The sequence below is a fragment of the Janthinobacterium sp. NKUCC06_STL genome, from assembly GCF_019345455.1.
Lineage (GTDB): Bacteria > Pseudomonadota > Gammaproteobacteria > Burkholderiales > Burkholderiaceae_D > Janthinobacterium > Janthinobacterium rivuli.
Genome location: NZ_JAHKQY010000002.1, coordinates 471,475 through 491,110, shown reverse-complemented (window position 1 = coordinate 491,110; position 19,636 = coordinate 471,475). Strand labels below are relative to the sequence as shown.

General features: G+C 59.0%; 17 protein-coding genes. 9 read left to right on the top strand and 8 right to left on the bottom strand.

Going from position 1 to position 19,636, the window contains the following annotated elements:
• Nucleotide 1: 1 nt before the first annotated feature.
• On the bottom strand, nt 2-898 hold the full coding sequence (locus tag KO539_RS11150) for a LysR family transcriptional regulator (protein WP_219309234.1): 897 nt from the start codon (nt 896-898) through the stop codon (nt 2-4).
• A gap of 154 nt (nt 899-1,052) precedes the next feature.
• Between KO539_RS11150 and KO539_RS11145 the strand changes: the two genes are divergently transcribed.
• Entirely contained in the window at nt 1,053-2,432 is a 1,380-nt protein-coding gene (locus KO539_RS11145) for an amidohydrolase family protein (protein WP_219309232.1), read from the top strand.
• Between the two features lie 39 nt (nt 2,433-2,471).
• On the opposite strand, the gene KO539_RS11140 is transcribed toward KO539_RS11145, so the two are convergent.
• The 3 genes from KO539_RS11140 to KO539_RS11130 all read right to left on the bottom strand — a co-directional run bounded on the left by KO539_RS11140 (nt 2,472) and on the right by KO539_RS11130 (nt 6,398).
• Nucleotides 2,472-4,421 carry a cytochrome c/FTR1 family iron permease gene (locus KO539_RS11140; protein ID WP_219309231.1) on the bottom strand — a complete coding sequence of 650 codons (1,950 nt, stop codon included), beginning with the start codon at nt 4,419-4,421 and terminating at the stop codon, nt 2,472-2,474.
• 139 nt (nt 4,422-4,560) lie between these two features.
• A complete protein-coding gene (locus KO539_RS11135) occupies nt 4,561-5,271 on the bottom strand; it encodes a hypothetical protein (protein WP_219309229.1) in 711 nt (236 codons plus the stop codon).
• A 92-nt stretch (nt 5,272-5,363) separates the two neighbouring features.
• Nucleotides 5,364-6,398, bottom strand: a complete 1,035-nt coding sequence (locus tag KO539_RS11130; protein WP_219309797.1) for a zinc-dependent alcohol dehydrogenase — start codon at nt 6,396-6,398, stop codon at nt 5,364-5,366.
• A gap of 221 nt (nt 6,399-6,619) precedes the next feature.
• Between KO539_RS11130 and arsH the strand changes: the two genes are divergently transcribed.
• A complete protein-coding gene (gene arsH / locus KO539_RS11125; RefSeq protein WP_219309227.1) occupies nt 6,620-7,351 on the top strand; it encodes an arsenical resistance protein ArsH in 732 nt (243 codons plus the stop codon).
• A 338-nt stretch (nt 7,352-7,689) separates the two neighbouring features.
• On the opposite strand, the gene KO539_RS11120 is transcribed toward arsH, so the two are convergent.
• Entirely contained in the window at nt 7,690-8,493 is an 804-nt protein-coding gene (locus KO539_RS11120) for a DUF6710 family protein (RefSeq protein WP_219309226.1), read from the bottom strand.
• A gap of 199 nt (nt 8,494-8,692) precedes the next feature.
• Between KO539_RS11120 and KO539_RS11115 the strand changes: the two genes are divergently transcribed.
• The 3 genes from KO539_RS11115 to KO539_RS11105 all read left to right on the top strand — a co-directional run bounded on the left by KO539_RS11115 (nt 8,693) and on the right by KO539_RS11105 (nt 11,933).
• The gene (locus KO539_RS11115) at nt 8,693-9,097 is read left to right on the top strand and encodes a hypothetical protein (RefSeq protein WP_219309225.1); all 405 of its coding nucleotides are present in this window, start codon (nt 8,693-8,695) and stop codon (nt 9,095-9,097) included.
• Nucleotides 9,098-9,501: 404 nt separating this feature from the next.
• Entirely contained in the window at nt 9,502-11,073 is a 1,572-nt protein-coding gene (locus tag KO539_RS11110) for an AAA family ATPase (RefSeq protein WP_219309224.1), read from the top strand.
• A 2-nt stretch (nt 11,074-11,075) separates the two neighbouring features.
• Entirely contained in the window at nt 11,076-11,933 is an 858-nt protein-coding gene (locus tag KO539_RS11105; RefSeq protein WP_219309223.1) for an HNH endonuclease, read from the top strand.
• A 281-nt stretch (nt 11,934-12,214) separates the two neighbouring features.
• On the opposite strand, the gene KO539_RS11100 is transcribed toward KO539_RS11105, so the two are convergent.
• A complete protein-coding gene (locus tag KO539_RS11100) occupies nt 12,215-12,853 on the bottom strand; it encodes an SDR family oxidoreductase (RefSeq protein ID WP_219309222.1) in 639 nt (212 codons plus the stop codon).
• 199 nt (nt 12,854-13,052) lie between these two features.
• Between KO539_RS11100 and KO539_RS11095 the strand changes: the two genes are divergently transcribed.
• Entirely contained in the window at nt 13,053-14,618 is a 1,566-nt protein-coding gene (locus KO539_RS11095) for a M28 family peptidase (RefSeq protein ID WP_219309221.1), read from the top strand.
• 269 nt (nt 14,619-14,887) lie between these two features.
• Nucleotides 14,888-16,288 (top strand): chitinase, encoded by a 1,401-nt coding sequence (locus KO539_RS11090; RefSeq protein WP_257626234.1) that lies wholly within the window; start codon nt 14,888-14,890, stop codon nt 16,286-16,288.
• A gap of 36 nt (nt 16,289-16,324) precedes the next feature.
• Here the strand turns inward: KO539_RS11090 and KO539_RS11085 are convergent, their stop codons facing one another.
• The gene (locus tag KO539_RS11085) at nt 16,325-16,909 is read right to left on the bottom strand and encodes a TetR/AcrR family transcriptional regulator (protein WP_219309220.1); all 585 of its coding nucleotides are present in this window, start codon (nt 16,907-16,909) and stop codon (nt 16,325-16,327) included.
• Between the two features lie 92 nt (nt 16,910-17,001).
• Here KO539_RS11085 and KO539_RS11080 point away from each other — a divergent pair, with 92 nt between their 5' ends.
• Together KO539_RS11080 and KO539_RS11075 are read left to right on the top strand one after the other, a co-directional pair.
• Nucleotides 17,002-17,403 (top strand): nuclear transport factor 2 family protein, encoded by a 402-nt coding sequence (locus KO539_RS11080; protein WP_219309219.1) that lies wholly within the window; start codon nt 17,002-17,004, stop codon nt 17,401-17,403.
• Between the two features lie 158 nt (nt 17,404-17,561).
• On the top strand, nt 17,562-17,990 hold the full coding sequence (locus KO539_RS11075) for a DUF2061 domain-containing protein (RefSeq protein WP_035818911.1): 429 nt from the start codon (nt 17,562-17,564) through the stop codon (nt 17,988-17,990).
• Between the two features lie 113 nt (nt 17,991-18,103).
• Here the strand turns inward: KO539_RS11075 and KO539_RS11070 are convergent, their stop codons facing one another.
• Nucleotides 18,104-19,543, bottom strand: coding sequence for an amidase (locus tag KO539_RS11070; protein WP_219309218.1), 1,440 nt, complete (start codon nt 19,541-19,543; stop codon nt 18,104-18,106).
• Nucleotides 19,544-19,636: the final 93 nt, after the last annotated feature.

Below are 19,636 nucleotides of genomic sequence, written 5' to 3'. Positions count from 1 at the left end.
GTCACGCACCGTTGTTGAACAGCCCCGTAGTCCAGTCGATGAACGCCCGCATCGCAGGGGAAAGAAAGCGCTGGTGGGGGTAGAGCAGCGATACCGGCACGGGCGCCGGCCGCCTGTCGGCCAGCACCTCGACCAATGTTCCGGCCTGCAAATGGCCGCTTACGAGGATCTCGGCCAGCTGCATCAAGCCGTGGCCGGCCAGGCCCAGCTCGATGTACAGCCCCGTCTCATTGACGGCGACCGTGCCGGGGAGGGGAACGGTGATACTGGCCCCGTCGTCGATGAACTGCAGCTCGCCGCCGCGCCGCGGCGTGCTGGAAAAGTAGTGGACGGCCCGGTGTCCATGTACATCTTCCAAAGTTGCGGGAACGCCGTGCTCGGCCAGGTAGGACGGCGCCGCGCAGGTGATCCAGCGCAGTTCGCCCAGCCGGCGCGCGACCAGCGTCGAGTCTTCCAGGCTGCCGGTGCGGATGACGCAATCGACGCCTTCCTGTATCAAGTCGACCTGGCGGTCATTGACGCCGATCATCAGGTAGATATCGGGGTAGCGTTGCTGGAATTGCGCCAACTGGGGCAGGATCACGGCTTGGGCGATGCCGCCAGGCATATCCACGCGCAAACGTCCTTGCGGGCGCTCGCTGGAACCCTGCAGGCTCGCTTCGGTGTCGGCGATCAGGTCGAGTATCTCTCGGCAACGATGAAAGTAGCGTTCGCCCTCCGGTGTCAGGCTGAGGTTTCTGGTGGAACGGTTCAGCAGGCGCGCCTGCAAATGTTGTTCCAGCCGCTTGATGATGCCGGTGACCGACGAGGCAGGCAAGCCCAGGGTCTCTGCCGCGCGCACAAAACTCTTGCTCTCGACCACGCGGAGGAATACCTGCATTGCTTGTACGCGGTCCATGTCTTGTCTTGTCTTGTTGGCAGTAGGGGAAACGGCACTATAACCCAACATTGTTCGGTTTTTCCGCATGCTGAAAACGCGGGGCGCCACTTTTCCCCCGTGCTTGCCTGCACTAGACTGCGTGCAATCCACTACCTATGGCAGGAAATCACGCATGTCTGAACAAGTCTCCCAATTGCTGGCTCCGCTGGCCCCAGTCCCGCACAAGATGCTGATCAAAGGCGCCACCATCATCAGCATGGATGGCAATGTCGGCAATGTACCCAGGGGCGATATCCTGATTGCCGATGGCACCATCGCCGCCATCGGCCAGAACCTGCAAGCCGACGACGCCGAAGTGATCGATGCCGCAGGGATGATCGCCATTCCAGGCATGGTCGATACCCACCGCCATTCCTGGGAAGGCCAACTGCGCCGCATCAACCCGAATGCGGCAACGCTCGAGGACTATTGCAACGCCACGCATTTTTCGTTCGCCAAATACTACCGGCCGCGCGACATTTACGTGGGCAATGTGCTCACGGCTCTGGGCTGCATCGACGCCGGCATCACGACCGTGGTCGACAATTCCCACAACAGCCGCACGGCGGCGCACTCCGACGCGGCGGTCGACGCGCTGCTCGATGCGGGCATCCGCGCCGTTCACGCCTCGGGGGCGCCCGTGTCGGGCGACTGGGATGAGGCGCATTGGCCGGGCAACCTGGCGCGCCTGCAGGCCAGGTATTTTACGAATCCCGACAGCCTGGTGACGCTGGCCATGATGGCGCAGCTGGAACCGGCGCAGTGGGCCGTCGCACGTCAATTGGGTATTCCCATCGTGACCGAGTTTTTTGGCGGCGGCATGGCGGCCGAACTGGAAAGCTTGCACCGGCAGGGACTGCTCGGCAGCGACAATATCTTCAATCACTGCACTTGTCTGCCGGAATCGGGCTGGCGCATCTTGCGCGAGGCTGGCGTGCGCGTCAATGTATGCCCGCGTTCGGATGCCCACTACGGTATCGAGGATGGCATGAACGCCTGGCAGGCGGCGCACCAGCACGGCATACGTCCCGGCCTCAGTGTCGACAACGAGACCTCGTACAGCGGCGACATGTTCATGGAAATGCGCGTGGCGTTCTACCTGCAGCGGGTGATGGGGCATCACCAGGGACATCGCCATGCGGCCGCGCCCACCGATGCGTTCCGCTTGCTGGAAGCTGCCACGATCGACGGCGCCGCGGTGGCGGGGCTGGAACAGCGCATCGGGAGTTTGACGCCAGGCAAGCAGGCCGACCTGGTGCTGATACGCACCGGCGACCTCAATCTTTACCCGGTCAATAACGCCATCGGTACCGTCGTGCACGCTGCTGAGCGCAGCAATATCGATACCGTCATCATTGGCGGGCGCGTGCGCAAACGGGGCGGCGTCGTGCTGGGCGTCGATCAGGCACAACTGCGCGCCGCGATCGACGAATCCTGTGCCCACCTGTTCAATGCCGCCGGTTACGAGCCCGATCTGTTTGCCGAGTCGTTCGCGCCGATCCACCAGGCGTAGGCAGCGCCCGCTGGACGCTGCCGTGCCCCGACTGCAGGATCAGGCCAGCTTGCGCTTGCCTGCGGAAACGCGGTTCCAGCCATAGCCGGCGACGATGATGGCCACGATGGCCGCCTGCGCCAGCAGGGTTTCCAGGGTAGGCAGGATGCCCAGCAGGTCGACGCGGATGAAATCGACGGGGCTGACGCCAACCCAGCCCGCTTCCTGCAGCGCGGCCACGCCTTTGCCCATCAGGATCACGGCCAGCACGGCCACGAAGGCGGACGTCCACGAGAAGAACTTGCCAATTGGCATGCGGGCGCTGGTGCGCAGCAAGGCCCAGGCGATCACGACCAGCAGCACGATGGCCACCAGGAAGCCGCCCAGCAAGGCGCCGCCATTGCCGTCCGCCGCCAGGGCGGAATAGAACAGCACGGTTTCAAAGACTTCGCGGTAGACGGCGATGAAGGCAAGGGCGAACAGACCCCAGGCGGAGCGCCGCGTCATGGCCGCCGTGAGTTTCTCGTGCAAATATTCCTGCCAGCGCCCGGCGCTGCTCTTCTGGTGCATCCACAAGCCCACGCTCAGCAGGACCAGGGCCGCGAACACGGAACCGAGTCCCTCGCTCACTTCCCGGCTGGCGCCGCTGATGGTGACCAGATACGTCGCCGCCACCCACGTCAGTCCGCCCGCCACCAGCGCGCTGGCCCAGCCCGCATGCACGTAGGCCAGCACGTCCTTGCGCTTGGCCTTGCGCAGGAAGGCGATGATGCCGATCACGATCAGCAGCGCTTCCACGCCTTCGCGCAGCAGAATCGTCAGGGCGCCGACGAAGGTCGTCATCGGGTCGGCCTTGGCGTCGCCCAGTTCCGCTTCCACGTGGGTAAACAGTTGCTGCAGTTTTTCACCGGCCGCTTCGGCATCGGCCACCGTGCCCTTGGCCACGGCGGAGCGGTAAGCCAGCATGGCGTTTTCCACGGCCAGCAGCAAGGATTTGTTGCGCGCGCCGACCATCGGCTCGATCGGCTCGAAGCCGTCCAGGTAGGCCGACAGGCCCAGGCGCGTGGCGCCCGCGCGGTCGCCCGCATGCATGGCGGCCAGGCTTTCGGCCAGGCGCAGACGCGACAGGGCCAGGCCGGCCGGCTTGTGCGCCTCGGCCTTGTCGGCATGGCTGCGCAAGTACGCCGTCAAGGCTTGCGCCTCGTCCGCGCCCAGCTTGGCGGCCACGGCTTCCTGCGTCAAGGTCGTCACGGCGGCCAGGTCCGCGTACAGTTTTTTGCTGCGCGGATCGTCCTGCCACAGCTTTTCGCCGCGCGCGCTGGCCGCCGCATCGTGCGACATGCCGCCGATATAGAAGGCCAGATCCCAGCGCTCGTTCTCGGACAGCTGGCCGAAACTGGCCATCGAGGTGCCGGCCACGCCTTGCGAAATGACCTGGTACAGCGCCATCAGGCTGCGCGACTGCGCCCGTTCGCCATCCGTGAAGGCGATCGGTTTCGGCTCCAGGCTGGCCGCCAGCGGACCATCGCCGCCGCCGGCCACGCCGTGGCAAGAAGCGCACTGGGCCGCATACAGAGCCGCGCCGCGCGCCAGGTTCGGCAGCACTTTCGGTGCCACGGGGATCGGGTAGGCGGCGATCAGCAAGCCATTTGCGTGGTGCGCCAGGCGCTTGACTTCCGCGCCGTCCGCCTTGGCGACGACGGCTTTGCGCAGGTCGGCGATGGCGGCGGCAATGGCCGCTTGCGAGGCGTGGGCGGGCAGGGCGGCGATCTGCGTCGTCGCGTTGTCCGTAAAGTCGAGCATTTCGGCGTATTCCGCCTCGCTGACCACTTTACCGTGCTCGACGGCGCCGCTGTAATCGACGGCAACGTAGTCAATCAATTGCCACAATTGCTTGGCGCCGGCGCCAGCATCGGTCGCTTGCGCGTGCGCGCCACCGGCCAGTAACAGGCTGAGGCTGGCGGCCACGAGCGGGTAGCACGCGAGCCATTTCTTGATAGAACTGAACATGATTCTCATTCTCATTTGTCGTTAACCCGGCGACTATAGGACAGACCGCGCAGGGTGTCAACGGCGCACGGGCCTTGTCCTGGACGATATTGCCGGTCAGGCGCCGAGCTGCTGTAGAGAATGGGAGGGGGAAGGCGGCTTACTGGCCGGATGCCTTCGCGTACAGGCCCTTGGCGACGGCGCTGTCCATGCCGTGCAGTTTCAGGCCACCCTTGACCACCCGAAAGTTCAGCGTCTGGAAGGCTTGCCCCCTGAGCCATTGGGCGTCGGTGACGGCGAATGCGGCGAGGCGTTCCTGCGCCCGCTCGGCTGGCACGGCCAGCCATTGATAATCGGCTTTGGAACCCTGGCGGCGCAAACCGGCCCGCACCCAGTGTTCCGACGCCGGCATGCGGACGATGGCGTCGCCGTTCGCCACACTCACGGCCGTGGCCGTTTTGCCGCTTTGCGCTTCGAACTTCACTTCCACGTCGGCCATCGGTCCCACTTGGGGGAAACCGACGATGGCCACCCACGTGCCCGCTTCGGCGGGTTTCTGGATGCGCATTTCCGATTCCTCGAACACGCGAAACTGCGGCTCCTTGCCGCCGTCGCCCGCCACCAGGGTTACCATGTCGCCGGCCACGCGCCACTCGCCGCTGGCTTGCTCGTCGGTATTGCCATAACTGAGCGTCCATTCGAACTTGCCATCCTTTTTCAGCAGCAGTTCGGAGCCCACTTCCATGACGCCTTGCAGATAATAGTGTCCGGGCAGCGAAGTCGCGGCGGGTTCCGCCGCGTTGGCCGCGCCAGCCGAAAAGGACAAGGCGAGGGCGGCGCAGGCCAGCAGGCCGGAGAGGGATTTCTTCATCGGTAGGTCCTCGGTGTGTCTTTATGGAATGCCATCATAGCAACATAAATTTACTTGCCGTCGCACGACACACCGGCATGCCGGCGTCGCGCTTACTTGCCGCTGAAATCGAGCACCACGCGCGAGGCAACCTTGCCGTGCTCCAGCCGGCTGAAGATCTCGTTGATGGCCGACAGCGGCTGCAATTCCACGCCGGCCTTGACCTTGCCCGTGGCGGCGAAGGCGAGCGCCTCGGCCATGTCCTGGCGCGTGCCCACGAAAGAGCCGCGTATCGTCACGCAATTGGCGACGACGTCGAACAGCGGCGTCGGGAAGTCGCCCGGCGGCAAGCCCACCAGCACGCAGGTGCCGCGTTTGCGCGTCATGGCCACGCCTTGTTGGAAGGCATCGATCGACGGCGCCGTGATCAGCACGCCGTGGGCGCCGCCCCCGGTCGCTTCGCGCAAGGCCGCGACGGGGTCGCCCTGGCGCGCATTGATGGTCACTTCGGCTCCCAGGGCGCGCGCATGCTCCAGCTTGCCTTCATCGATGTCGACGGCCGCCACGCGCAAGCCCATGGCCACCGCATATTCGATGGCCAGGTGGCCCAGCCCGCCGATGCCGGACACGGCCAGCCACTGGCCCGGCCGCGCGCCCGTTTCCTTGATGCCCTTGTAACTGGTCACGCCGGCGCAGATGATGGGCGCCGCCTGCACGGCGGATAGACCCGCCGGAATGTGCGCGACGTAGCGCGGGTCGGCCAGGATGTACTCGGCAAAGCCGCCATTCTTGGTGTAGCCGCCGAATTGCGCCTCGGCGCACACGGTTTCCCAGGCTGCCAGGCAATGTTCGCAATGGCCGCACGCCGAGTACAACCAGGGCACGCCGACCCGGTCGCCCAGCTGCACTTCCGTTACGCCCGTACCCACGGCCACCACCAGGCCGATGCCTTCGTGGCCGGGAATGAACGGCGGCGTCGGCTTGACGGGCCAGTCGCCGCGCGCCGCATGCAAGTCCGTGTGGCACACGCCGCACGCTTCCGTCTTGACGAGGATCTGGCCGGGGCCGGGCACCGGCACGGGGACGTCGCGCAGCACCAGCGGCTGGCCCAGTTGCTCGACAACGGCGGCTTTCATTGTTGTGGGTATCATATTATTCCTTGTGAAGTGGCTAATGCGTAGTGGAGGATGCTGGACGCAGGGTGCAGAACAAAGTCTTGCGAATGATCATATTCTGCTGCACACGATACGAAAATTGATTGATCCACATCAACTTATACGGGAAGCGATGGCATGTGCTCAGATGGAAAACAAGCTTACATTAATTCCATAATTCGACTATTATGGAATAATTGAAGAAGGAAACCACCATGCATGACTTGCCCAACATCAGCGCGGCCCACCTCGACACGCCGACCCTCGATAAACTTGCGCCGCTGGCGGTGGCGACGCATGCGCCGCGCATCCTCTTGCTGTACGGCTCGCTGCGGGAACGCTCGTTCAGCCGTTTGCTGACCCTGGAAGCGGAGCGGCTGCTGCGGCATTTCGGCGCCGAGACGCGGGTGTTCGACCCGCATGGCTTGCCCATGGTCGACAGCGTCGGCCCTGACCATCCCAAGGTGCGGGAACTGCGCGAACTGTCGCTGTGGTCGGAAGGGCAGGTGTGGTGCAGCCCGGAGCGTCATGGCGCCGTGACGGGCGTGTTCAAGTCGCAGATCGACTGGTTGCCGCTGGAAATGGGCAGCGTACGCCCCACGCAGGGACGCACCCTGGCCGTGATGCAAGTGTCGGGCGGCTCGCAATCGTTCAACGCCGTCAACGGCTTGCGCGTGCTGGGTCGCTGGATGCGCATGGTGACGATCCCGAACCAGTCGTCCGTCGCCAAGGCATACCAGGAATTCGACGACAACGACCGCATGAAGCCGTCGCCATACTACGACCGACTGGTCGACGTCATGGAGGAATTGTATAAATTCACCCTGGTGGTGCGCGACCGTTCGGATTACCTGACCAGCCGCTACAGCGAACGCAAGGAATCCATGCCGGCAGACGTGTGCGCCCTTGCCGCGGAGGCCATGGTGCACGAGGCGCCGGGCAAGTAGGCTATCAATGGTCTATTAATAATGACTTCCAGCAATGTTTGACTTGGAAAAGTCAATTCAAAAGCCGCTATGCATCCTGCGGCGATACTGCCGGTTCCGGATGGCGGTGTCCCATTGCTGTATCAGCAGCGCCAGGGCAGGCGCCACCTGGGCCGGGTCTGCTTGCCCTGGCTCAGTCGTCGCAGCTGATACTTCACCATCGCCATATACGCGATCAACTGTGGCGTGCAAGGATCATGGAAAGCATGGGTATAGCCGGTAAAAATTATCTACCAGGCTGGCTTCGCAGGAAGTGGCCGCGTTTTCCGGTGGTCATGAACGCCCATCAGGGGAAGGGGCTAAGCAGTAGATTTGTTCGCGCCAGTGATGATTCGGCCAATCTCGTACAGCGCGCCCATACGATAATTCGACACCGGAGCCAGGCGAGCCTGAGAAAGGGTGTCGATGTAGTATTCACCATCGCAATGGACCCTAGACAGTAGTGGCGTGAGGTCACACACATCAGTCGGCGTAGCTTCACCCTCTCCGCTCAAGATACCCGCCGCGATCGAGTGATTGCCACCGTTGACGATCCCGAAGTTCCATGGAAGGATCAGCGCGATCGAGTGATTGCGATCCTGCTCCCAGTTTCCCATTTTTTTTCCTTCTCCAATAAACGCCAAGGCGTCCGTGAAACGGTCGCGCTGCCAAGGCGTCGTCAGCACTATATCGCGCGAGAACTTGATTCGATAGCTCTTTGCCTCGTGTCGCAGGCAATCGCGCTCTTCAAATATAGAGAAAAAACTGTCCTGAGAGAATAGTCGCCATATTGCTATTTCACCAACTGCGGCGTGCTCCATGCGTTCAGCGACCGACAAAATGTGCTCTGATTGCAGCGGGCGAAGGATGGCGGTAACTAGAGAGCGCAGCCCAGCGGGATTTACCTTGTGAATCTCATGCGCTTGGCCGACCAAGAGTCGAAATGCATTCAGTTCGTCATCGCTGACTCCGCTTTTGGATGTTCTTTTCAACGTCGAAGTGCGATCTGCCGACAGAAGATCGCGGAACCAGCTCAAGATAGGCAGGATGGCCTTGTATACAGTAGGGCGGCTGCTAACGGACGGACTATCAACGCGTTTCGGGGCGCGATCCATACTAAGCATAAGAAATCCTCATCAAGCAGGTAAAGTCAGGTTATTCAAATATACCTGAAAAGATTTCCATATGGATATGTTTGACAGTTAAAAGAAACTTAAACTGCCTATACAATAAAATAATCATAAACAATATCATTATGTCGTGGTTATTGAAGAACAGGCCCGTGGTGCATTTCATTTTCATGTAGCCGTCGCTGGGCGGCAAATGTACGCGCTGCTGCGCTCCATCTGGCAAGGCATCCTGGGACGCGGCCCGAGCGGTGAACAGATGGGGCAAGTCCACGTCCGCGATCCGCACCGTTTCGGATTTGGCGTGGCAGGAGCGCACAAGATCGCCAGCTACATAGCGAAATACTGCGGCAAGGAAATGCAGTGCAGGGCGCTTGACCAGAAGCGCTACTTCCGCTCCAGGGGCATCGTGGTGCCGGAAATCGATGTATGGCCGGTACCGTTTTGTACAAACATGCCGCGCGCGGCGCAGGTCGCATTCCAGGCGTTATCCGGTCATTGCATGGACGGCCTGCAGACCTGGTGCAACAACAATCTCGGCGTCGTGTACCTGGCGACCGCACCGGGGTTGCCACAAGTGGTGGACGATTGTCCGTTCTGACAGTTACTCCACCTTAATTGAAGAGGAAGAGGGACGTGACATGGCAAATTTTGATAAAAATTCACTGCGGATACTGGCGCAATCGAGGATGAGTTTCGCAATCAGTACTGGATAATCCGCAATTCCAGGCGTACCAACTGGCGGGCGGTCAACCGGACCAGGGTGCTTGGCGATTTCATGTACATGCTTGGAGTACCGAAATGGGCGGTGCAACAGGCACGCGACTGTTTGCGTTTACGTGTATGTGAACGATCCTTTAAAGATGATATTCGTTGCCATGGGCTGTGCGCTCGCGCCCAAAGAGGTGATTTTAATGTGTGATTTGATTGAAAAAGAAGATAAAATAAAGAAAGCATATTTTTAATCTATTTAAAATTACCTTTTGAAATTTGGATACATATCATATGAAATTTATAATTATTAAAAGATCCGTTTCCCCTCCCGCAACTGGAAAAAATACAGTTTACTTAAAGGTGGACAACTGGAATGATTATTCTTTTGTTACTCAATTTTTCATGTTGGTACATGATGAGAATGGAATACTCAGAAATATTGGAAATGTGAAAATCGGTTTCAAAGGACAAACTATAGATATAGAGACCTATGTGAAAATTGGAGAGGAATTTGAATTTTTGAATGAAGATTTTTTTTCATTGGGACTAGATACAGATTTTTATAGAAATATAAATTCACTTTCAAATGAATTAAAAGTCAGAATTCTTAAATCATTAAGAGATATAGTTTTTAATCCACAAATAATTAGCGAAATTAGCGAAGAGAGAGTATTTAGCATATCTTTCCTCAGAGGTATAAGTTTGTCGGTTATAAAAGGTCAGTTTGCGAGAGTTTTAGACGGGAAGGCAGAACTAACAGATTATAAGTTCAAATATGTTAGGCCAGAGATGGATGATATTTGCGCAATCGATCTGGCCTTTAATGTTTCAGTAGGTTCTATGCCAAGCACTAACATTCACGCCGTGATTGGGAGAAATGGAGCAGGAAAAACCACCATCCTAAATGGAATGATTACTGCGATTACTAACAAAAATTCCACTGCGAAATTTTTTGATTATGGCGTTTGGAGTTTAGGTGAGATAGCTGCTGATTATTTCAGTAGCTTGGTCTCCGTTTCATTTAGTGCGTTTGATCCGTTCAATCCACCAAAGGAACAATCAGATCCTGCAAAAGGTACATGCTACTTTTACATTGGCTTAAAGGATGAAAACGATCTTGATCGCCAACGTACAATTTCTGAGTTGAGAGATGACTGCATTGAGGCACTGATAAAATGTTTTTATCAAGAAGGGAAAACAAAGCTTTGGCTAGCCGCCATTGAAAAACTTGGATCGGATGAAAATTTTTCGTCCATGAAATTAGAAAGACTTCATTCTGCTTATACTAAGACTCGAAGGAATCTAATTGATGATGCGCAGTCCGACTCCAGCAGGTTTAAAAAAGAATATAAAGCGCTAGCATTACCTTTTTTGGCGTACATGAGTTCTGGACATGCGATTGTATTGTTGACGATAACTAGATTGGTAGCAACAGTTGAAGAAAAGACCCTAGTTCTACTTGACGAGCCAGAAAGTCATTTACATCCACCATTGTTGTCAGCACTAATACGTGCCCTAGCAGATTTGCTACATGAAAAAAATGGTGTCGCAGTGATTGCGACACATTCTCCCGTTATTTTGCAGGAGATACCAAAATCATGTGTTTGGAAAATTTATCGTGTTGGAGATAGCGTTACTTGTTATAGGCCTAATATTGAAACATTTGGGGAAAACTTGGGCCTACTTACTAGTGAAGTCTTTAGCCTAGAAGTGGAAAGATCAGGCTTTCACGACCTACTTGCGAGTTCCGTAAAGACAGGAAAAAGCTATGATGAAATCGTCAGAGAATATAATAATCAACTTGGCTTTGAGGCCAGAGCGATATTAAAGGCATTGGTTGCTGACCGTGATAGGGGACTTTAGAAATGATGCGGCTCAAAAATCCAGTGCATGAATTTGATAAAACAATCGATGAATGTTGCTCCGGAATTACTGGAAACAAAATCTTATTTGATAAGTTAAGTAAGAATAAAGGGTATTTAATTAATCAAGGTCTTAGCTATTTAGAGTTTGCAGCCAAAGGTGAGCTTTATTTGATTCCGCATATCGATAGCTCTAATGATGACAATCCTAAAGTAATTAGTGAGTTACGTAGAGCAGATTTGGTAAAAATATATGATCAGTATTTTGTTGCCGGCGCCAAACCGGCCAGGAAAATATATGAGTCAATACTAAGTGCCGCGAAGGAGCAATGTCCTTTCTGTGGTGGAATTGGCGTGCCGCGCAATCTTGATCACTTTTTGCCAAAAACACATTTTCCGCAATTCTCACTATTCCCGCGAAATTTAGTTCCAGCTTGTCGTGACTGCAACATGGATGGGAAAGGACAAAAATTTTCTAAAAATGCGGAGGATCAAATAATTCAACCTTACTTGGATAATGATCGTTTTTTTGTCGAGCAGTGGATTTTCTGCAGATACCATTTGGGAAATGGGGCAGTGCCTGGGGATTTCGAATATTTTGCTGATGCGCCAACAAATTGGCCAGAAGTTGATAAGAAACGAGCAGAGAAACATTTTTCTGATTTTGATCTTGGTAAAAGATATGGGATAAAAGCTGCGGAACGGCTTGGGTTAGTCCTGCGTCAGGTACAAACTTTAAAAGATAAAAATCTTGATGCTGAAATTAAGTCTATTATTTTTCAACCCCCAATAGACGCGGCGCCATTTCCAAATCACTGGACTGTTGGGATGCACCAAGCACTAATGAAAGATTTGATTTAAGTGAGGTCTATTTTTTCTGGTTTGATATGTATTAGGTCAATCCGGATGGTACTACATCATCCGGTTTTTGAAGCTTATTTAAAACGGTCACTATAAAAATGGTAACTTGAGAGTACTAACAGTAGCTCCCGCCTCGATCCATCATTTTACATAATATAAATTATGCGAAGTTATGGATGAATTTCGTAAAGCCCCCATTTTGCCAACTCCCCAATCGCAAATGCGATTTTCCCTATCCGCGAGCCGCTGTCGCGGCCGCTGGATTCCTTCGCTTGAACACGCTACATGAAATACGGCTTGTCCCCGTCCGTGTTCGGTTTGTTCACGCCCAGGTTGGCGTGCTGGTGCAAGTCTGGCGCGTCGATGATGCTGGCGATCAGGTCTGCCACGCTCTTGCGCGATACCACGGTGCCTTTGAATGGCGCGTGGCGCGTCGTCAGTTCGTAGTCGACTTCATCCTCGTCCGTCATCCAGGCTGGGCGCACGATGGTGTATGCCAGGCCCGACGCTTCGATGGCGTCGGCGGCGCGGCGGAATGGTTTCAGGTGTTCCGCCAGCCTGGCGTTGTTCCATGCGCCGAATTTGCCGGGAACTTCGTCGTAGATGCCCATCGACAGGACGAAAATCAGGCGCTCGACACCAGAGGCCTGCATGGCGGCAATGATGCTGTTGGCCTGGTCTTCCATGTCGTCGCCCACCAGATTGGCGTAGATCAGGTCGTGACCGGGCATCGTTTGCCGCAGCAATGCCTGGTCCAGCACGTCGCCGGCCAGCACGGTGCCGTTGGACGGGACTGGCGTGGGCAGCTTGCCAGGATTGCGCAGCAGCAGCGTCAAGGCGATGTTGTCACGACCCGCCAAGGCGCGGATGACCCACTGCGCCACCTGTCCGCCTGCACCCAGTATCAATATCTTTTTCATGATTGTCGCTTTCGCCACGGCACGCTGCCATGCAGGAAGTTACAGGTTTTCTTTGAAGAAAGGAACCTGGCGCTTGAAAAAGCGTCGCCCGCTCAGGCGTGCCGGCCCGGCGCCTGGTCTTGTGGTAAATTGCCGTCCGTAAGCAGTATTTTCAAGACCTACAATATCAATGAAATCAGGCATTTACCGACTATTTCGCATGAGAAGTCTCAAGCTACATGCACGCACGGCGCTAGCGTCTTGCCGTCGCGTCCTGTCCCTCGCCGGCGCGCTGGCCATCGCGGCCGCCTTGTCCGCCTGCGCCAGCAAGCCTGGTCCTTGGCCTGCGCGCGCCCTGCCTGCATCGGCTGCCGTGACGGTCGACGCCACGCAATTCCTGTCCAGAAAACAGCTGCTGGACTGGCAAGTCGACCTGGATGAACGCCGCCTGCGCGCCACCGGATCGCCCCGGCATGAAGCGTATATCGACGCCCTGCATGAACGCCTGGCGCGCGCCGGTGTCAAACAACTGCGCTTCGAGTCCGTCAGCTTCCGGCAATGGTCGGTGCAAATGGACGACTGGGGCCTGGAAGTGCTCTACGACGACAGAGTTGGCGTATTGTCCACGGTCGGCTACATCCCGTATTCGGGCGTAACGCCGCCGTCTGGTATTACGGGCCGCATCGCCTATCTGGCGCCGGGGGCCAGGCCCGATGCCAGCCTGGCCGGCAAGCTGGTGCTCGTCGACATGCCCGCCGTGGCGTGGACAGGCCAGGCGTTTCACCAGACCGCCGTGCACGTCCACGATCCGCACCACGCCATGGGGCCGGACACGCCGTATGCACGCCAGTTCCAGATGCTGGGGCCGTTCATCACCCTGCTGGACAGCCTGCAGGCGGTCGGTGCGGCGGGCGTGATCGTCATTCTCGATACGCCGCCCCTGACGGCGGCTGGCCTGTATGCGCCCGGCGATGGCAAAGTGCGCCAGTTGCCCGGCGTGTTTATCGACCGCGACGGTGGCCAGCGCCTGCGCGAAAGCGTGCTGGCAGGCACGGCGCCCGTGCTGCGACTGACCATGGCTGCCACCGTGCGGCAGGTGCAGACGCGCAATCTGATCGGCATCATCCCCGGCAAGTCCGAGGAATTGATGGTGCTGGGCAGCCATACGGATGGCACGAACGCGCTGGCAGACAACGGGCCGAACGCCATCGTCGACATGGCCCAGTACCTGACGCGCCTGCCGCAGGACAGCTTGCCGCGCAGCGTCATGCTGTTAATGATGAGCGGCGACCTCGCCGGCGGTGTAGGCACCGAACAGTTTCTCGAACGGCACGAGAACGATGGCTTGATGCAGCGCATCGCCGTGATGCTCGCTATCGGGAACCTGGGTGCGCTGGAAGTGCTGCCCGACAGCAACGGTTATTTGGCTCCCACGGGCAGGTTTGAGCCGGCTGCCGTGTTTTCGCCCCGCACGTCGGCCCTGATGGAGGCGTCCCGTGCCATGTTGCAGCAGGCCGATGCGGCGCCAGCGTTCGTATTACCTCCTATCAAGCCCGGCTCGAAGTATGCCGGCTGGCCTGGCGCGGGCCAATATGTACGCGCTTCGCGGCGCATTCCCACGGTGCATTACGTCACGCAACCGACCTATTGGCTCAACTATGGCGTCGACGCCGTGACCCGGGCGGATTACCGGCTGATGCAGCGCCAGACCGTGGCCTTGACGCAAATGCTGCTGGACCTGTCGCGTGTGCCGCATGCCGATTTGCGCGAGGAAACAGCGCCGTAACCGCCGCAAGACCTTGCCTGGCATCCACCTCCCTTCCCCGCCCTGCTCCCGGCACCATTTCTGGCACCATACCAGCACACTGGAAAACAGGCACTGGTATGGCCCACATCGCCCGTCATATGGGGAAAGACGGCAACTGGTATTGTGATCTTGCGCAAAGAACAAAACCAGTTGACTACCACCTGCAATGCTTGCACTCTGAAAAATCGGACGGTGTCCAGCCGCCCGGCCAAAAAAATACACAAGGAGATGCAATGAACCGGACAGTCATGAATACCCTCATCCTTACCCTCTTCGGGGGAACGTTGGCCGCCTGCGGTGGCGGCAGCGGCGACGCATCCAGCGCAAGCGCTAGCCAGCTGCTGGCCGCCTCGGCCCAAGCGGTCGCCTGCTACACGCCGTGGAACAGCGGCACGGCCTATAACGGCGGCGGCCAGGCCAGCTACAACAACGTGAACTACACGGCCAACTGGTGGACGCAAGGAAATAACCCGTCGACCAGCAGCGGCGGCGCCGGCAGCGGCCAGCCCTGGACGGCGGTGGGCGACTGCGGCACGCCGACACCTACGCCAACGCCGACACCCACTCCTACGCCAACTCCGACACCTACCCCAACACCTACGCCGACTCCCACCCCGACACCGACTCCAACTCCAACACCGACGCCCACCCCGACACCGACTCCAACTCCAACACCGACGCCCACCCCCACCCCCACCCCCACGGGCCTGGCGAAACACGCGCTGATCGGTTACTGGCACAACTTCACCAACCCCAGCGGCGCCACGTATCCGATCAGCCAGGTCAGTGATGACTGGGACGTGATCGTCGTCTCCTTCGGCGACAACGCGGGCGGCGGCAATGTCAGTCTGACCATCGATCCGGGCGCAGGTACGGAAGCGCAATTCATCGCCGACGTGGCGGCCAAGCGTGCGAAAGGCAAGAAAGTCATCCTGTCGCTGGGTGGGCAAAACGGCTCCGTTTCCGTCGGCAACACGGCCGAAGCGACGAATTTCACCAACAGCCTGTACGCCATCATCACCAAGTATGGCTTCGATGGCATCGACCTGGACCTGGAAAACGGCGTGGCGCAAGGCGCAGCCATCCAGACCTACCTGCCGATCGCCGTGAAAAACCTGAAAACCAAGGTCGGCAGCAGCTTTTACCTGTCGATGGCGCCGGAATGGGTGTATGTGGAAGGGGGCTACACGAGTTATGGCAGCATCTGGGGCGCCTACATTCCCATCATCAACGCCCTGCGCAGCGAGCTGACGGTGCTGCACCCGCAGTATTACAACAATGGCGATATCTACACGCCATACGCTACCGGTCCCATCAAGGCCGGTTCGGCCGACCAGCTGGTGGCCACGGCGCGCATGCTGATCGAAGGATTCAATTATGGCGGCAATACCTTCGCAGGCCTGCGTCCGGACCAGGTGGGCTTTGGCGTGCCGTCGGGCCGCAGCTCGGCCGGTTCGGGTTTCACGACGAATGCCGACGTCAGCAATGCCTTGAATTGCCTGACGCGCCTGCTCAACTGCGGCACCATCAAGCCGCTGCAGGCGTATCCGGACTTCCGCGGCGTGATGACGTGGTCGATCAACTGGGACCGCCACGACAACTATAATTTCTCCGTGCCCACGAAGACCGTGCTGAAAACCCTGCCGTAACAACCCTGGCTCGACTGCGCATGGGAGCTTTGCCGCTCACATGCGCAGCAGCGCCGCGCCCAGCAGGCGCATGTGCAGCGCCATGCCCTGGCGCAGCGCCTCCCCTCCCCCTTGCGTGTGCTTGATGCCATCCATGGTCGCCACCAGCAAGCCGGCCACCTGCACGGCAGTCGCGTCGACCCGGCGCAGCGCGATGTCGCCCGCCGCTTCGGCCTGATCCAGCGCACCGGCCAGGGATGCCACCAAGGTTGCCCGCGCCGTCAGGGTGATGTCGGCAGCCAGGCTCATATTGGCATCGAACAATTCCTGCCCATGGGCGCTGGCTGAAATTTCCGCCATCAAGCCTTGCTGGAATGCCAGCAGCGCCATTTCGATGCGCGTCAAAACGGGGCCGGGTTCGGCCAGCGCCGCGGTCACGTGCGCCATGACGGTGGCATGGGCCCGTTCGGAACCGGCGCGAAACACGTCTTCCTTGTTCTTGAAGTGCAGGTATAGCGCGGCGCGTGACATAGTGGCCGCCTGCGCGATGTCGAGCATGGACGTCTTGCGGTAGCCGTAGCGGCAAAACACGCCGAGGGCTGCGTCGAGTATGCGCTGGGTTTTATGGGTATCGGTGCTCATGTAGCCATGTTGACACTATGGTCATATAGTGTCAACATGGCTTTTGGACAAAAACCGTCAAAGTGTCGATCACCCACCCGAACAGGACTGTCATGACCGATTTCAATGCAGCAATGGATAACGAACAGCAAATAGAACTGCTGCGCCACACGGAACGCAGCCGCTTGCGCGCCCTGGTGGCGGCGGATACCGACGCGGCGCGCATCCTGCACGCGGATGATTTTCAGCTGATTACACCCATCGGCAGCATGCTGTCGCGGGAAGAATATCTGGGCGCCATCGCGGCGGGTCAGATGCGCTATCTGAGCTGGGAACCGGGAGAGATCGCCGTGCGCCTGCACGGCGATGCGGCCGTCCTGCGCTACCAGGCCCAGCTTGAAATCAATTTCGGCGGCCTATCCGTCCCCCGCTCGCGCTATTGGCATATGGATAGCTACGAATGGCGCGAGGAGCGCTGGCAAGCCGTGTGGTCGCAGGCGACGGCGATACGCTGAACGCTGTAGCGGGATGTGCCCACAGCAGGGGCAATTGATATTTCACAAACCATAGCTTCAATCTATGAGTCCGGTTGAAATATTTTACTTCCTTTTGTAAATGAGAATCGTTACTATCTAAATCAAGGATAAGCGAATTCAACAGAAAGGAGCCTCCCTTGTTCACCGCCATCAAAACATTCAGCCAGGTCTGCACGCATATGTCGATCGCCTTCGGCCTCGCCTACTTGCTGACGGGGTCCCTGGCACTCGGAGGCCTGGCCGCAATCATCGAACCGATCATCAACGTGGCCCTGTTGCCTTGGCATGAAAAAGCCTGGCACGCGATTCGCCGCCGCTACGCCGCCAGCCGCCTGGGCTTTGCCGCGCTGGCCGGGGAAAAGCTCAGCCAGACGAGCCTGCACATGGGCGTGGCGTTCGGCGTCATGTACTGGGCCACGGGTTCCATGGCCTTCGGCGGCTTGCTGGCCGTGGTCGAGCCGATCTGCAACGTGATCGTCCTGCCCTTCCACGACCGGCTGTGGGAAAAAGCCCGCTTTCGCCTGGAAAGTCGCGGCGCGGCGCCGCTGGCGACGCTGCCCACCTGATATTTTTCACCCAAGAACAAGGATTGGGGCCGGACCCGGCGGGTCCGCCCCCAGCTTCTTGCCGCAGGCCAAAGCCGATATGGCGGCCGGTTTCAGCCACCTTCATGGCATGCTTACACCTTGCCCGCCCACACGGGCGGCCTTTTTTGCACCCACGGCGCCGCCCGTTCCAGCTGCCCCGCCAGGCGCAGCAGGATCCCATCGTTCGCATACCCAGCCATGAACTGCATGCCGATCGGCAAACCGTCATCCGACATGGCGAGCGGCACGGACATGGCCGGCAAGCCCGCCACGTTGGCCAGCGGTGTGTACGGCGAATGCTCGAACAGGCGCGCCGTCCAGCCCAGGCCGTCAAGCTGTTCCTCCTTTTCACCATAGCGCCCCAGCTGCCACGGCAAGTCCGGCAAGGTGGGCGTCAGCAGCACGTCGTACTGGCCGAACAAGGCGCCGGCCTGGCGCGTGACCATGTTGCGCACGTCGAGGGCCGCCACGAAATCGATTGCCGACACCGTTTTGCCATGGCGGTAGCAGGCCAGGGTCGCCGCTTCCAGGGTGTCCAGCGACACGGCGCGCCCGCTTTCCTGCGCCAGGGCATCTATCCACGGCACCAGATTGGCGCACCAGATGCTGGCGTTCGCGTGCACGAAGGCTTCCCACGACACGCCCAGCGCGGGCGCCACTTCTTCCACATGGTGGCCCAGGCTTTCCAGCAGGCGCACGGTGGCGTTCAGCGCGGCATCGATGGCGGGCACGGGCTGGGCGCCGTTGCAGGCGGCGCGCTGCACGGCGATGCGCAGCTTGCCTGGCGCCACGCTCACCTGCGACAGCCAGCTGTGGCCGGGCGCAGCCGTCACATATGGCTCGCCCGGCAGCACGCCCTGCACGCAGTCGAGCAAGGCGGCGCTGTCGCGCACGGTGCGGCTCACGCCCAGCTGCACGCCCAGGCCGCTGAAGATCTCATCCATGGCGGGGCCGTTCGAGACCCTGCCCCGGCTCGGTTTCAGGCCGAACAGCCCCGTCGACGCGGCCGGCACGCGGATGGATCCGGCCGCGTCCGTCGCATGGGCCAGCGGCACGATGCCGGCCGCCACGGCCGCCGCCGCGCCGCCGCTGGAGCCGCCCGCGCTCAAGTTCAGGTTCCAGGGATTGCGCGTAGCACCGTACAGCACGGGTTCCGTGGTGGTGGCAAACGCCATTTCCGGCGTGCTGGTGCGGCCAAAGGTGGCCAAGCCAGCTGCGCGAAACTGCGTCATCAGGTGGGAGTCAAGTGTGGCAACATGGCCGGCGCCCAGGCGGCTGCCCGCTTCGCTGCGCTGGCCCGCCATGGTGACGGCCACATCCTTGATCAGGAACGGCACGCCGGCGAACGGCGCCGCGTGGTCGATGGCGGACAGATCCGCCGGCCACAGCTCGACCACGGCGTTGATGTGCGGGTTGACGGTGGCGCAGGCGCGCACGGCGGCGTCGTGCAATTCGGCGGCGGAAACGGCGCCATCGCGCATCAGCTGGGCCAGTCCTAAACCATCAAAGCTTGTATATTCATGGAGTTGCATCAGTTTATTCCTGTAATGGATGAAGAGTGGATATCACAGGAACTACTCTAGGGCTTGCGCTATCATATTGGAAATGAATAGTTGATATACAAG